At 65.9% G+C, this 13,606-nt stretch carries 10 protein-coding genes and 4 tRNA genes; 6 read left to right on the forward strand and 8 right to left on the reverse strand.

Going from position 1 to position 13,606, the window contains the following annotated elements:
* Positions 1-19: 19 nt before the first annotated feature.
* Both ACFVUS_RS17935 and ACFVUS_RS17940 read left to right on the forward strand, forming a co-directional pair.
* A complete protein-coding gene (locus ACFVUS_RS17935; protein WP_387767073.1) occupies positions 20-1,648 on the forward strand; it encodes a (2,3-dihydroxybenzoyl)adenylate synthase in 1,629 nt (542 codons plus the stop codon).
* A gap of 172 nt (positions 1,649-1,820) precedes the next feature.
* A complete protein-coding gene (locus ACFVUS_RS17940; protein ID WP_387767076.1) occupies positions 1,821-2,702 on the forward strand; it encodes an oxidoreductase in 882 nt (293 codons plus the stop codon).
* Positions 2,703-2,947: 245 nt separating this feature from the next.
* On the opposite strand, the gene ACFVUS_RS17945 is transcribed toward ACFVUS_RS17940, so the two are convergent.
* Positions 2,948-4,282 carry a salicylate synthase gene (locus ACFVUS_RS17945; RefSeq protein WP_387767079.1) on the reverse strand — a complete coding sequence of 445 codons (1,335 nt, stop codon included), beginning with the start codon at positions 4,280-4,282 and terminating at the stop codon, positions 2,948-2,950.
* Between the two features lie 200 nt (positions 4,283-4,482).
* Here ACFVUS_RS17945 and ACFVUS_RS17950 point away from each other — a divergent pair, with 200 nt between their 5' ends.
* Complete coding sequence (locus ACFVUS_RS17950; RefSeq protein ID WP_387767082.1) at positions 4,483-6,846, forward strand: glycerol-3-phosphate 1-O-acyltransferase; 2,364 nt, start codon at positions 4,483-4,485, stop codon at positions 6,844-6,846.
* Positions 6,843-8,336: an HAD-IB family hydrolase gene (locus tag ACFVUS_RS17955; RefSeq protein ID WP_387767085.1), complete on the forward strand. Its 1,494-nt coding sequence runs from the start codon at positions 6,843-6,845 to the stop codon at positions 8,334-8,336. The genes ACFVUS_RS17950 and ACFVUS_RS17955 overlap by 4 nt, the downstream gene beginning before the upstream one ends.
* Here the strand turns inward: ACFVUS_RS17955 and ACFVUS_RS17960 are convergent.
* The 7 genes from ACFVUS_RS17960 to ACFVUS_RS17990 all read right to left on the reverse strand — a co-directional run bounded on the left by ACFVUS_RS17960 (position 8,333) and on the right by ACFVUS_RS17990 (position 11,591).
* Positions 8,333-9,034, reverse strand: coding sequence for a polyprenol monophosphomannose synthase (locus tag ACFVUS_RS17960; protein ID WP_387769946.1), 702 nt, complete (start codon positions 9,032-9,034; stop codon positions 8,333-8,335). The genes ACFVUS_RS17955 and ACFVUS_RS17960 overlap by 4 nt on opposite strands.
* Before the next feature lie 162 nt (positions 9,035-9,196).
* Positions 9,197-9,370 (reverse strand): hypothetical protein, encoded by a 174-nt coding sequence (locus tag ACFVUS_RS17965; protein ID WP_364641503.1) that lies wholly within the window; start codon positions 9,368-9,370, stop codon positions 9,197-9,199.
* 56 nt (positions 9,371-9,426) lie between these two features.
* On the reverse strand, positions 9,427-10,329 hold the full coding sequence (locus ACFVUS_RS17970) for a pentapeptide repeat-containing protein (RefSeq protein ID WP_387767088.1): 903 nt from the start codon (positions 10,327-10,329) through the stop codon (positions 9,427-9,429).
* A gap of 211 nt (positions 10,330-10,540) precedes the next feature.
* Positions 10,541-10,614, reverse strand: a tRNA-Phe gene (locus ACFVUS_RS17975).
* Positions 10,615-10,649: 35 nt separating this feature from the next.
* Positions 10,650-10,723 (reverse strand) — tRNA-Asp (locus ACFVUS_RS17980).
* Positions 10,724-10,758: 35 nt separating this feature from the next.
* Positions 10,759-10,831 (reverse strand) — tRNA-Glu (locus ACFVUS_RS17985).
* 94 nt (positions 10,832-10,925) lie between these two features.
* Positions 10,926-11,591, reverse strand: coding sequence for a TetR family transcriptional regulator (locus ACFVUS_RS17990; protein ID WP_387767091.1), 666 nt, complete (start codon positions 11,589-11,591; stop codon positions 10,926-10,928).
* A gap of 1,151 nt (positions 11,592-12,742) precedes the next feature.
* On the opposite strand from ACFVUS_RS17990, the gene ACFVUS_RS17995 reads away from it, so the two are divergent.
* Positions 12,743-12,815: transfer RNA gene (locus ACFVUS_RS17995), tRNA-Lys, on the forward strand.
* A 154-nt stretch (positions 12,816-12,969) separates the two neighbouring features.
* Positions 12,970-13,569, forward strand: a complete 600-nt coding sequence (locus ACFVUS_RS18000; RefSeq protein ID WP_387767094.1) for a DUF937 domain-containing protein — start codon at positions 12,970-12,972, stop codon at positions 13,567-13,569.
* Positions 13,570-13,606: the final 37 nt, after the last annotated feature.

A 13,606-nucleotide genomic window follows, 5' to 3' on the forward strand; every position in this document is an offset into this window, starting at 1 on the left:
CTCCCAGAGGCTCAGCATCGTGACATCGCTATCGACCGCACGCGACCACCGCGACGGCTTCGTCCCCTTCCCCGCCGAACTCGCCGAAAGCTACCGGCAGGCCGGATATTGGGCAGGCCGCCCGCTCGGCGAACTACTCCGCGACGCGGCGCGGCAGTGGCCCGAACGCATTGCCCTGCTCGGCGATCCGGGCACCCCCGGGGCGGGCGCGACCTATGCCGACCTGGACACCGCCGCCGATCGGATGGCGCACGGACTGCTGAAACTCGGTCTGGCGCCCGGTGATCGGGTCGTGGTGCAGCTGCCCAATGTGCTCGAATTCGTGCCGGTGCTGTTCGGCCTGCTGCGCGCGGGCATCATTCCGGTGCTCACGCTGCCCGCGCATCGGCGCGCCGAGATCGAACATCTCACCCGGCTCTCGGGTGCGGTCGCGTACGTGATCGCCGACAAGGCAGGCGATTTCGACTATCGCGCGCTGGCCCATCAGGTGTGCGCCGCCGTGCCGACGCTGCGGCATGTGCTGGTGCTCGGCGATCCGGGCGCGTTCACCGATCTGCATTCGGTGCCCACCCCGGGCGGTGCGCTGCCGGAGGTCGACGCCACCGATATCGCGCTCATGCTGGTCTCGGGCGGCACCACCGGTCTGCCCAAGCTGATCGCGCGCACGCACGACGACTACTTCTACAACGCGACCGCCAGCGCCGCGGTGTGCGAACTGCGCCCCGAGGACGTGTACCTCGCGACATTGCCCGTGGCGCACAACTTTCCGCTGAGCTGCCCCGGCATTCTGGGCACCATCGCCACCGGCGGTGGCATGGTGTTCGTCACCGACCCGAGCCCGGAGCACGCCTTCGCCGCCATCGAACGGCACGGCGTGACGGTCACCGCGGTGGTGCCGCCGCTGGCCCAATTGTGGACCGCGGCAGTGGAATGGGAGGAGGCCGATCTCACCAGCCTGCGCCTGCTCCAGGTCGGCGGCGCGCGCCTGGCGGAGGTCAATGCGCGAGAAGTGCAGCCCGCGTTGGATGTTCGGCTCCAGCAGGTGTTCGGCATGGCGGAGGGCCTGCTCAACTACACCCGCTTCGAGGATTCCGACGAGATCGTCTGCACCACGCAGGGGCGACCGCTCTCCCCCGCCGACGAGGTGCGCGTCGTGGATGCCGAGGGCAATGATGTGCCCGACGGCGAGGAGGGCGAGCTGCTCACCCGCGGGCCGTACACGCTGCGCGGTTACTACCGTGCGCCGGAACATAATTCGCGCGCCTTCACCCCAGACGGTTTCTACCGCAGCGGTGATCTGGTGCGGCGCCTGCCCAGCGGACACCTGATGGTTTCGGGCCGCATCAAGGACGTCATCAACCGCGGCGGCGAGAACATCTCCTGCGATGAGCTCGAGGAGCATCTGCTCGCCTATCCCGGCGTCCGGCACGCCGCCGCCGTCGGACTGCCCGATGACGTGCTCGGCGAAAGAGTCTGTGCCGTACTGGTTGTCGAGGCGGCCATGCCGACCCTCGCCGAGATCAAGAGCTTCCTGACCGACCGCGGACTGGCCACCTACAAACTGCCGGATGTGCTGCGGCAGACCGACATCCTGCCCATCACGGCAGTCGGCAAGATCGACAAGAAGGCATTGCGCGAGGCTCACTGAGCCCCGGCGTCATCCGTTCTTCGGCGCACGCGAGCAGTTCGGCTCGCGTGCGCGGGAGCATGGATTCGAATCGGCCGCACCCGGGGCACCGGAGATCGGGCGCATTGGGCATGTGCACTTCGTCACCGCGTTTCCGCAGGACATGCGAGCACGAGCATCATAGGGTTCGTCTATGGGTGGGTGGAATACGTCGAATATCCCGGACCTGACCGGTAAGACCTACATCGTGACCGGTGCGACCAGCGGGCTGGGCGCGTCCACCGCACGCGGTCTCGCCGAGGCGGGCGCGCTGGTGATCATGGCCTGCCGCAATGAGATCAAGGCGCACGAGGTCGCCAAGACGATTCGGGGCAAGACCCAGATCCGGGTGCTGGACCTCGCCGATCTGACCTCGGTGCGCGCCTTCGCCGATACCGTCGACCACGCGCACGGGCTGATCAACAACGCCGGTGTGATGGCGGTGCCGTACGGCCACACCGCCGACGGCTTCGAAACACAGATCGGCACAAACTTTCTCGGCCACTTCGCGCTCACCGGCCTACTGCTGGACCGCATCTCCGAACGCGTGGTGAACGTCTCCAGCATCACGCACTACATCGGCCGCATCGATCTGGAGGACCTGAACTGGGAACGCCGCGCGTACTCCCGCTTCAAAGCCTACGCGCAGACCAAACTCGCGGTGCTGATGTTCACCTACGAACTACAGCGCCGGCTGCTGGCGGCCGGATCGGCCAAGCTCGCGCTGGCCGCGCATCCCGGATACGCCGCCACCGAGATCAACTCCAAAACCCAGAATCTGCTGGAGCAGATCATCGACCTGGGTAACCGCCTGATCGCGCAGAATGCCGATATGGGCGCGCTGCCAACACTTTTCGCCGCCACCGCACCCGAAGCGGAACCCGCGGGCTACTACGGTCCGGCGCACTTCAACTGGAGCGGGCATCCGGTCCGGGTCAGCTCCAATGCCGCCTCGCACGATGAGAAGGTCGCCGCCCAACTCTGGGAGCTGGCCGAACGGCTCACCGGCGTCGACTTCACAGTGCACCCGGACTGAAACACTTCGAGCGGGAACCCACGGCACCGTCACTTGCCATGAGTTCCCGCTCGATGAGTGGTGTGCGCAGCGACCCCGCCGCGCCTTGGATGAGCCACGCGCACACCACGTTCCACGATGTCGCACATCACCTGATGAGCATGCGCGCCACCGCGTTACGCGGACCACGCGTGCGTCATGTCATCCGAGGCTTTCGCACACACCACGTTTCGGGAGGCCGGCGATGCGGCCCCACTGTCATTCGGTCAGGCGCGCACCACGTAGGGCGCGACGCTGCCGAGCTTTTCGCAGGTCTCCTCGAATTCGCGTTCGGGACGCGACTGGCCCACCACGCCCGCGCCCGCACGCAGCCAGGCGCCGGAGCCGGTCTGGTAGACCGCGCGCAGCACCAGGGTGGCCTCGAGCGCGCCATCGGGGGAAATCGTCACCACGGCACCGGAATACAGGCCGCGCGCGTCGTGGTCGAGACGGAACACCGCGTCCACGCCCGCCGCCTTCGGGATGCCCGACGCGGTCACCGACGGGAAGAGGGTTTCCAGCGCGTCCCACGGGCTGCGGTCCGCGGCGAGGCGGCCCTTGACCGTGGAGGCCAGGTGCTGCACGCTGCCGCGTTCGCGCACCGCCATGAAATCCGAGACCGCGGTGGTATCGGGTTCGGCGACCGCGGCGATCTCGGCGAACGAGGTCTGCACCGAGATCGCATGCTCGACAATCTCTTTCGGATCGCTGATCAGGTCGGCGCGGGCGGCGGAGTCCACCGCGTCACCGCGGCCGAAGGCACGGGTGCCCGCCAGGGGTTCGGTGGTGACGATGCGATCACCGTCGACCGAGGCCACCAGCTCCGGGCTGAAGCCCGCCGCTTCCAGACCACCCAGGCGCAGCAGGAACGAGCGCGCCGGGGTGTTGTTCATCCGGCCCAGCCGGTAGGAGTCCGGAATGTTCACCGCGAAGGGCAGATCCACCTTCCGCGACAGGATCACCTTCTGATACTTGCCGTCGTGGATCTCGGCGACGCCCGCCGCCACCCGGTCGGCGTACCCGGTCGGATCGATGGTCACATCGACCGGATGCGCGACCGGCAGCGCACTGCCCTGGGCCGCGGCGATGAGTTCGTGGATATCGGCTGTCTCGGCGGGGGTCGCACCGGCGACCCGCACGCCGGAGGCGTCGATGCGCACCTCGATACGCGGAATCATCAAGTGCGCCAGCGTGGCCCGCGGGTGCACATGCGCGGTCGCACCGAGCGACCAGGCGCAGAATTCGAATCCGATCCAGCCGTAGGCGTTTCGCCGTCCCAGCGGAATGCCGGCCAGGGCGCGGTCGACGGCTTGCGCCGGACTGCCTTCCCACGCACCGGAAGTCGTCTCGCCGTCCCAGCTCACCCGCAGTTCGTCGGCGTCGAGTTCGACACCGCCGATCGGATCGGCCGCGAACACCCATGCACCGGGGCGCTCGTACACCACGTATTCGCCGAAGCGATCCGCCGCGGCCAGTGCGGCGACCGCTGCCACCGGATCGGTGACGTGCTCGCCCCATCGCTGCTCTTCGTCGAGCCGTACCCGTTCGTCCGTGGCCGCCACCAGTCCTCCAAGGTTATGCTTACCTAACTTATTGAGGGAGGTTAGCATTACCTTCCTTCAAATGGTCAACCCCGGCAGACGACCTCCGTCACACTCACCGAAACCCGCAGCACGATCGGGGAATTGGTCGGTCCGCAACCCCGCGGCCCCGCTTTCGGCTTCAATGGATTGCGGCGGCATACGTGCGGAGGTAACTACAGATGCTCGATCACGACAGTCGGCTCCCGGAGGCCGCCATCACCCCCGGGTCGGTGGTGGCGCTCGTCGACGCCGCCGGCCGGGTCGAACGCGAACTCATCGGCAATTGGCTCGCCGAGGGCGGCATCGCCCAGGAATACGGCACCGCCGCGCCCGTCACCCAATTGGACCTGGACGCCGACGCCGTCACCACCCGCCTGGTCGGGCGGCATGACGATCCACTGGTGGTTCCGGTACGCGTACTGTGGCTGCCGCCCGAACGAGATGGCGTGCGGCGCACCAGTTTCGGCGACCTCATCACCCTCACCAATCCGCGCAAGCCCAATCGCTTCATGCAGCGGCGACTGGTCACCAAGGCACCCGATCGGCATCTGGTGCTCACCGGCGCGCCCGCCCGGCTGAGCGAGCTGCGCGCCAACAATCCGGGTTCCATCGGCGCACCGGAATCCTTCGCGCGCGCCATCGTGCGCGCGGGCACCGTCGCCCTCGAACGTGCCGAACGCGCCGTCATCGGCGACCGCTACAAGGTGCCGCGCCTGGTGGTCGAGGAGATCCTGGACTCCCCCGAATTCCTGCGCCGCCTCGACGCCATCGCCGAACAGGCCGATACCGCACCGCGCGAGGTATACCGGCGCGCGGAGAAGGCACTGCGCGAACTCGTCGCCGCCCAGAGCCGTCTGGTGTCCGATCTCTTCACCCAGGCCATGCGCCCGGTGCACGCCTCCACCTGGAAAGTGGACGACGATCCCATCGGATTGGACCGGCTGCGCGCGCTCAATCGCCGGTATCCATTGGTCTTCCTGCCCTCGCACCGCTCCTATGTGGACGCCTTCGTGCTCGGGGATATTCTGGCGCGCAATGACTTTCCGCCCAATCATGTGGTCGGCGGGGCAAACCTGAAATTCTGGCCGATCGGACCCATTGCCCGGCGCACCGGAACCGTATTCATCCGGCGCAGTTTCGGTGATGACGAAGTATATAAAGCGGTCGTCGAAGAATACTTCGCGTATCTACTCGCCAAACGATTCAATCTCGAATGGTATTTCGAAGGCGGGCGCACCCGCACCGGTAAACTCCGGCCGCCCCGCTATGGATTGCTGAATTATCTTGCGGCGGCATTGCGTTCCTCGCGCATCGACGATGTGATGCTCATTCCCGTATCGATCACCTACGAGCGGCTCAATGAAATCGGAGCCATCGCGGATGAACAGACCGGCGGCATCAAACAGGCCGAGGGACTGGCCTGGCTGGCTCGTTATGTTCGCAATCAACAGCATTCCGCCGGACACGTCTACATTCGCTTCGGCAGTCCGCTGTCCGCGCGCGACCGGCTGGCCGCACACGGTGACCCGCTGAAAATCCATGCGGCGCAGGCCGAACCGGAGCTGGACGACCTGGAACACAAGGCGGTGCAGAAGCTCGCCTTCGAGGTGGCCGTCGGCATCAACGAGGTCACCCCGATCACCGTCAACGCTCTCACCACGCTGGTGCTGCTCGGCGTGCACGAACGCGCGCTCACCCGCGATGAACTGGGCAAAGCCATCTCGCCGGTACTGACCTACATCGAGAACCGGGCGCTGCCGCGCGGTGAACTGGAGACCCTGCGCGATGATCACGGCCTGGCCGTGGTGCTGGAACAGCTCGCCGTCGCCAAGGTCGTCACCGTGTATCGCGGTGGCCTGCAACCGGTGTACTCGATCGGCGCGGGCGCGCACCTGGAGGCCGCCTTCTACCGCAACAGCGCCGTGCACTGGTTCGCCAATCGCGCCATCCTGGAACTGGCGATTCTCACCGCCGTCGAAGCACCCGAGGGCGATCAGTTGCGCGTGGGCTGGGAAGCCGCCTACCGACTGCGCGACCTGCTCAAATTCGAATTCTTCTTCCCCGAACGCGCGGAGTTCACCAGCCAGCTCACCGCAGAAATGCTGCGAGTGGATCCGGAGTGGCATCGCCGCACCGCCGCGGGCACGGTGGGCTCGGAAATCCTTGCGCACCTGGCAGAATCCGGTTTCATGATGGCGCACCGGGTACTGCGATCCTTCTTCGACGCACAACTCGTGGTGGCCGAACGCCTGGCCGCGCGCGATCCCGCCGTCACCATCGACAAGAAGACGTTCACCGACGAATGTCTGCAGGTGGGCAAACAGATGCTGTTGCAACAGCGATTGCACAGCCCCGAATCGGTATCCTCCGAATTGTTCGGCAGCGCACTCAAACTCGCCGACAATCACGGCCTGCTGGAAGGCGACGATCCGGCCGAACTGATCGATCGGCGCACCCGATTCGCCGCCGAACTGCGCGATATCAGCGCCCGCATCTCCCGCGCCGCCACCCTCGACCCGTCCAACCGGCTGGAAGCGCTATGACGCACCGGGCCTCCGGCGGCGAACTGCTGGCCCCGGGCGTCGGCATCATCGAACAACCCATCGGCACAATGGATCTGGACGAGGCGGTGGCCGAGATCCGCTCCGAGCCGCAGGGGCCGGGCGTGGCCGCGATCTTCGACTTCGGCGGCACCGTGGTCAGCGGATTCAATCCGCCCGCCGTCGTGAAACGCCTCATCCGCCGCGGCGGCGAGAACGCCGTCAGCGCCGTCCTGCTCGGCAGCATCCGCGGCGCGCGCAGCGAAGGCGAATACGAGCGCTTCCTGCAGCAGGCCATGCACACCTGGGCCGGCGTCCCCGAAACCGAACTCGAGGAACTCGGCGCGCGACTGTTCCACAGGACCGTGCACGGACACCTCTACCCCGAGGCCTGGCGACTGGTGCGCGAACACGAAACCGCCGGGCACACACTGCTGCTCGTCAGCTCGCTGACCAGGTATCAGGTGCAACCGGTCGCCGAGGAACTCGGCATCCCGAACGTGCTGTGCACCACCATGGCGGTACAGGACGGGGTGCTCACCGGGCACGTCGACGGAAAACCACTGTGGCGCAATGGCAAAGCCGACGCCGTGCGCAGGTTCGCCGCGACCCGCGGCATCGACCTCGCCCAGAGCCGGGTATACGCCGACAGCGCCGCCGACCTGCCACTACTCCAGCTGGCCGGACATCCGGTCGCGGTCAACCCGGACCCGCGAGTGGTGCTGGAAGCCGCCGAGAAGAGCTGGCCGGTACTGCATTTCCGGCCCCGGCAGGCACCCACGGCCACCGACTACGCGCGCACCCTCTCCGGATTCGGCGCACTCGTGGGCGGCGCGCTGTTCGGCATCGCCGCCAAGGCGCACACCAAACAGCGCAGGCAGATGGCCGATTCCATGCTGACCGTCGCCGCCGACTCCACATTGCGCGGCACCGGTGTGCGCGTTCGCGTGGCCGGGGCCGAAAACGCCCGTGCGCCACGGCCCGCCGTGTTCATCTTCAACCATCAGAGCCAGTTCGACATCGTGGTCATCGCCGAAGTGCTCGGCGACGGGTTCACCGGCATCGCCAAACGGGAAGTCGCCAACAATCCGCTGTTCGGACCGCTCATGCGGTTCGTGGAGGTCACCTTCATCAACCGCGGGGACAGCGCCGCCGCCCGCGCCGCCCTGGAACCCGTCGTCGAAACCCTCAGGGGCGGACTGTCGGTCGTCATCGCCCCGGAGGGCACCCGCTCGCTCACGCCGCGCGTGGGGCCCTTCAAGAAGGGCGCGTTCCACATCGCCATCCAAGCCGGGGTGCCGATCATCCCCGTGGTGATCCGCAACGCCGGCGAAATCGCCTGGCGCAATTCGGCGGTCGTGCGCAAGGGCGTCGTGGATGTGGCCGTACTGCCGCCCATCGACGTCGGCGACTGGGATCCGGCGCATATGGACGACGAAGTGGCGGGTGTCCGTCAGCAGTTCGTGGACACCCTGCTGCACTGGCCGGACTAGACCGCCTTGCCGAACAACAGCTTCCACGGCATCAGCGCCGACTCCAGCTGCACCTTCAACGTCATCTTGGACGCGCCCTTGGTGCGCTCCTCGAAGCGGATCGGCACCTCGGCGATCGCGATGCCCTTCTTGACCGTCCGATAGTTCATCTCGACCTGGAACGAGTAACCGTTGCTCTTGATCGAGGACACATCGATGGCGCGCAGCGTATCGGCCTTCCACGCCTTGAAACCGGCGGTGGCGTCCTTGACGCCCAGGCGCAGAATCAGATTCACGTAGAAGTTGGCCCAGGCGGAAAGCGCCTTGCGATGCCACTTCCACTCCTCGGCGGTGGAACCGCCGGGCACATAGCGGGATCCGAGCACGACGCCCGCGTCCGTGGTCTCCAGCTTCTCCAGCATGGCCGGAATCACCTCGGCGGGATGCGAGAGATCGGCGTCCATCTGGATCACCACGTCAGCGCCCTCATCGAGCGCCTTGGTGATACCCGCGATGTAGGCGCGGCCCAGACCGTCCTTCTCGGTGCGGTGCAGCACGCTCACCACATTGGGCAGGTCCACCGCCAGCTTGTCGGCCACCTCACCGGTGCCATCGGGTGAATTGTCATCCACCACCAGCACGTGCAGGTCGGCCACCGGTAGTGCGGTGAGTCGCTCCACCGCCACCGGAAGATTCTCCCGCTCGTTGTAGGTCGGCACCACAACGGTAACCTTCAAGACTCGCCCTCCCGCTCGATTCTCGCCCGTACGCGCCCCCGGCACGGGTGGGCACAACGTCGATTCTGCTCACGGAACTTTAGTTGATGTACCTGAGGTACACGTGAGCGCATAGGCCCGAGCGGCCAGTCCAGCGAGCCGTCCTCAGTCGTCGTCGGCGTCCGCGGCCTTGTTCCGCGCCTTCGCGATCTCCAAAGCCCTTTCGGCAGTGGCCTTATCGGGATACGGGCCCATCCGGCCACCCACCCAGCACTGCTTACCCTGCTCCGCGCGGTGATGATCGATGCAGTAGTACCACTGGTTGTCTTCATCAGCCATGCCACCAGCATGGCACCAAGATCAGGACGGCCGGCCGGGAACACGCGAAATCCGAGTCAGCAGGGCTTCACGAGGTATGTGGGGCAGAAATACGCGTACCGCGGCTCCGACTCATGGAACGGCAGCGGCTCCGGCAAGGTGCCCTCCGGCCAGGTCGTGTTCGCGTCGAACCGCACGAACATGAAGCCCGCCCCGCCCACCTGCTCCGCATCCGAAGTCATCAGATCGGGGCCGGACGGTCCGACAGTCTTGAAAATGTTGCCGATCCTCGCGCCCCGCAGATCGGCCCGGAGGAACTGGGCACCTGGCAATTCAGCACTGCCCAGCGAGTCCTCGCGCATATCGACCGATTCGAACGAGGCCCTGTTCAGCTTGGCCCCAACGAATGCCACGGACCGCATCGAGCCGCCTTGGAATGCGGCATCGCGGAGGTCCGTCCTGGACATCACGGCGGTATCGAGGGTGGAGTCGATGAACACGGACTCCCGCAGGTCAGTCTCGACCAGCAGCGCGCGGGTCAGGTTGGCCTGTTTCAGGATCGACTTCCGAAGGTTCGCACCCGCCAGATTCGCCCTCGCCAAACACGTATTCGACAGATCGATGCGCTCGGTATGAGCGTCGTCGCGGTTGCCGATCACGGTCAGCGCCGTCTGCACGTCGATATCGGGTTCCTTGTCTCCCACACCGCATTCGGGCCTATTCGGCGCATGGCTGCGCACGAACGCGACCAGCATCTGCACGATTGGCGTGCGATCCGGCTCGGAGTCCTCGGAGAGCTTGCGCAGCAGGTTGATTCCACCCAGCCGGATCTCGAGACTGCTGTTGCCCAGCTGCTCGACGGCTTTCGCGAACCGATCGGTGACGGCGGTCTGACGTGCCAGGCCTGCCTGTTCGCTTGTCGCCCTGAGCGATTGGTTGGTGAACCAGAGTGCCCCCAGTGCGGCGATGGTGGTGACCATGGCCGCCAGCTTCGACCAGCCGCCCCAGCCGAAGAACGCCCGGCTGGCGCGGCGGATGCGGACGCGGCGCGTATTCGGTTGGCGCAGAGAGTGAATGCGATTCGGCCGGCGTCGCGCGCCGGTCGCCCCCGTTGGTGATCTCACCCGTAGATGATCTATCAGGGGTGCGACACAAAAAAGGCCGCACCCGGAGGTGCGACCTTTGTCGTTGTGGCCAGAGCCGGGATCGAACCGGCGACCTTCCGCTTTTCAGGCGGACGCTCGTACCAACTGAGCTACCTGGCCGAAGCACCCGGTATCGAATGCCAAGATAAGTCTTGCGACCCTGACGGGACTCGAACCCGCGACCTCCGCCGTGACAGGGCGGCGCGCTAACCAACTGCGCCACAGGGCCTTGCTTGCTCCACTACAACAGTGTTGCCACTGTTGTACCCCCTACGGGATTCGAACCCGCGCTACCGCCTTGAAAGGGCGGCGTCCTAGGCCGCTAGACGAAGGGGGCCCGCCAGATTTCTCTGGACCGTTTACACTCAACGGCTTCCGTTGGGAGCGGAGATAGCTTATGACAGCATCTGCCGTAATCCCAAATCTGCTGGTCAAACCGTCAAATTGAGATCTTCCAGTCGGGCGGAGACCCGCCAGCCCACGCGCCGGAACTCCTCGGTCCACTCGGGCGTCGCGGTGGCTTCCACGATCATCTCGAGCGCCTCGGTGAACCGGGAGCGCAGATCGACCGGACCGCCCAGCACATCGGCGATATAGCGCTGACCCGCCAGGGCCGCCGCCAGGGTGCGGGTGAAGCGGTCCGGATCGGCGTCACCGCGCAATTGCTTGTGCTCGGTGGCGCGCACCGCGAGCAGCCGGATGGACCGCCCCAGGATGCGGCCACCACCGGCCTGGATATCGCGATAGAACTCCGGTTCGATGATGAGCCGGAACTCGGCCTGGATGATGATGTCGTTCTCCAGCCGCAGCGCGATCTCGTCGATCATGCCGTGCAGGACATCCAGGGGTCCGAGATCCCCTCTGCCGAGCCATCTTTCGGTGGACGCGCGGTAGCGGTCGACTGCCGCTTCCAAGACCGCGCGAGCCAGGTCCTCCTTGGAGTCGAAGTGAAAGTACATGGCGCCCTTGGTCGCGCGTGAACCTTCCAATATGCGGTTGAGCGATGCAGCGGCATAGCCGCTCTTCCCGAACTCAACGGCGGCGGACCGTATGATCGCCGCGCGTGTCCGGCGGGCCCGCTCTTGCTGCCGTGCCATGCTCGAAACGCCTCCGAAGCTAGCTACCGCCGCTGGCTACCCCGTGGTGTTCCACAAAGCGCCCTCGACGCAAAGTTACGTGTCTTTCAAATACTTCAAAACGGGCTTCGCCCGAATTACCAAACTTTTGGTACGAAAAAGCGCGAAAAACTTGAAACACACCAACTGGTATAGTTTTTCCCGCCCGGGTGCGCCGCAGGGGGTGCGCACCCGGGCGTTCTAGTCGTCTGGAACCGCCTCCCGCAGCCTGATCTGTTGGAGCCACGATCGATCGGAACCGTTCGCAACCCATTCGGGCATATCAACGATAAGCCGAATCCCGTGCTACCGGGGCAATCCCGGTTCTTCAGGAATTCACCAGTCGGTCACCGTACCCGGAATGCGCACCCTGCGTGAGGTGTACCGGAGAGTCAGTTAGCCAGCGTGCCCCCTATCGAAAACCGCAATTCCCCAGCTAACCGCTGGGTGAATGGTCCGGAAAGCTGAATTCGCGCATATCCCAAGAACGTTCGGTATTCGGCCACGACCGCACCGCCCACTCCGGCCCGCCCGGCATCGCCCGCACGGCGGCGCCGCCGCCGGGGCGCCGAATCGGCCCGGCTCCCTCCCCACTCCCCAAAATGCTTGCCACACATCACCATTGGATGATATTCACAATCAGGCGCAACGAAACAATCTGCGTGTCAACGCGATTGCCCAATGGCTGTACAGCGCCGGTTCCGGCGTGCGCCCGCACGACTCGGACGCAGCTGGGCCGCACCCCTCGCGCCGCCCGCGCGCCCCACCCCGGCACGCGGTCCGCCCCCGCCCGCGCCGCCATCAATCCCCACCGACCGGTCCGCACCCTCACAGCCCCTCATCGTGCTCCGCGCACCCCACCCCGGTGCCCCCGAAACTGGGGGATCGGCACATTCAGTCACCCCTTTGGCGCACCCGGTCACCCGACCACGACACGACATCCCCGCGAACCGGTCACTCGCGCACCGCGCGCCGGACACCCGTCCACGCGGACCGACCCGCCCGCAGCGCCCGGCGACACCACCGACACACGCGGGGCCAACCGCCGTGACCAGCGCAAATGCCGTCCGGCAGCACACAATTGGATACTCATTTAACACTTGCGGGGTCAACCTACTAAAGTGATCGACCGCGCCCCTATAGCTCAGTTGGTAGAGCTACGGACTTTTAATCCGCAGGTCGCAGGTTCGAGCCCTGCTGGGGGCACAGTTTGTCCCATATGGGACACAGTTGCCGAGGGGTCCGGGATACTCATTTCGGGCCCCTCGCCACTCGGCGAATCCGTGGCAATCTGTCCGGATTTCGCCTACCGTGACCCCCGTAGGGCTTTTCCGGGATGCCAACACCACAGGCGGAGTTCATGACTTCCTTCGATGACCTGCTCTCCAACGTGCCCGTCGCACAGATCGCCGACAAGCTCGGAGTCGACGAGGCGACCGCCACCACAGCTATCAACGCGGCCATTCCTGTCCTCCTCGGCGGATTCCAGGCACAGGCCGGCAACCCCGATGAGGGCCTCAATCTGGAAGGCGAAGTCGCCAACCAGCCGCACGGACTACTCGACGGCGGCGTCGACATCGACAAGGTCGACGTCGACAACGGCAGCCAAATCGTCGACCAGACATTCGGTTCCGACAAGAACACCGTCATCAGCGCCCTCGGAAACGTCGGCGGCGGCAACGCCCAGGACCTGATGGCCAAACTCCTCCCCCTGCTCGCCCCCATCGTCTTGGCCTACCTTGGTAAGAAGGCAATGGGCGGTGGCGGCGCGGCCACCGGTGGCGGCGAGACCGCGGCCGCAGGTAGCGGCGGTATCGGCGACATCCTCGGCAGCCTGCTCGGCGGCGCCACCGGCGGTAAGGGCGGTGGCGGACTCGGGGACATCCTCGGCAAGGCCGTCGGCCAGAACGCCGGCAGTGTGCTCGGCAATGTGCTGGGCGGACTGCTCGGCAAGAAGTGAGTTCGCATCCAGACACGATGTGCGGCTAACGAACTGC

The organism is Nocardia sp. NPDC058058 (assembly GCF_042885355.1).
In the GTDB taxonomy this organism is placed as follows: Bacteria; Actinomycetota; Actinomycetes; order Mycobacteriales; family Mycobacteriaceae; genus Nocardia.

Excerpts from the sequence above, each read along its gene's own strand:
- ACFVUS_RS17940 (WP_387767076.1), top strand. The coding sequence starts at position 1,821 with ATGGGTGGGTGGAATACGTCGAATATCCCGGACCTGACCGGTAAGACC.
- ACFVUS_RS17950 (WP_387767082.1), top strand. The coding sequence starts at position 4,483 with ATGCTCGATCACGACAGTCGGCTCCCGGAGGCCGCCATCACCCCCGGG.
- ACFVUS_RS17955 (WP_387767085.1), top strand. The coding sequence starts at position 6,843 with ATGACGCACCGGGCCTCCGGCGGCGAACTGCTGGCCCCGGGCGTCGGC.
- ACFVUS_RS17965 (WP_364641503.1), bottom strand. The coding sequence starts at position 9,370 with ATGGCTGATGAAGACAACCAGTGGTACTACTGCATCGATCATCACCGC.
- ACFVUS_RS17970 (WP_387767088.1), bottom strand. The coding sequence starts at position 10,329 with ATGGTCACCACCATCGCCGCACTGGGGGCACTCTGGTTCACCAACCAA.
- ACFVUS_RS17990 (WP_387767091.1), bottom strand. The coding sequence starts at position 11,591 with ATGGCACGGCAGCAAGAGCGGGCCCGCCGGACACGCGCGGCGATCATA.
- ACFVUS_RS18000 (WP_387767094.1), top strand. The coding sequence starts at position 12,970 with ATGACTTCCTTCGATGACCTGCTCTCCAACGTGCCCGTCGCACAGATC.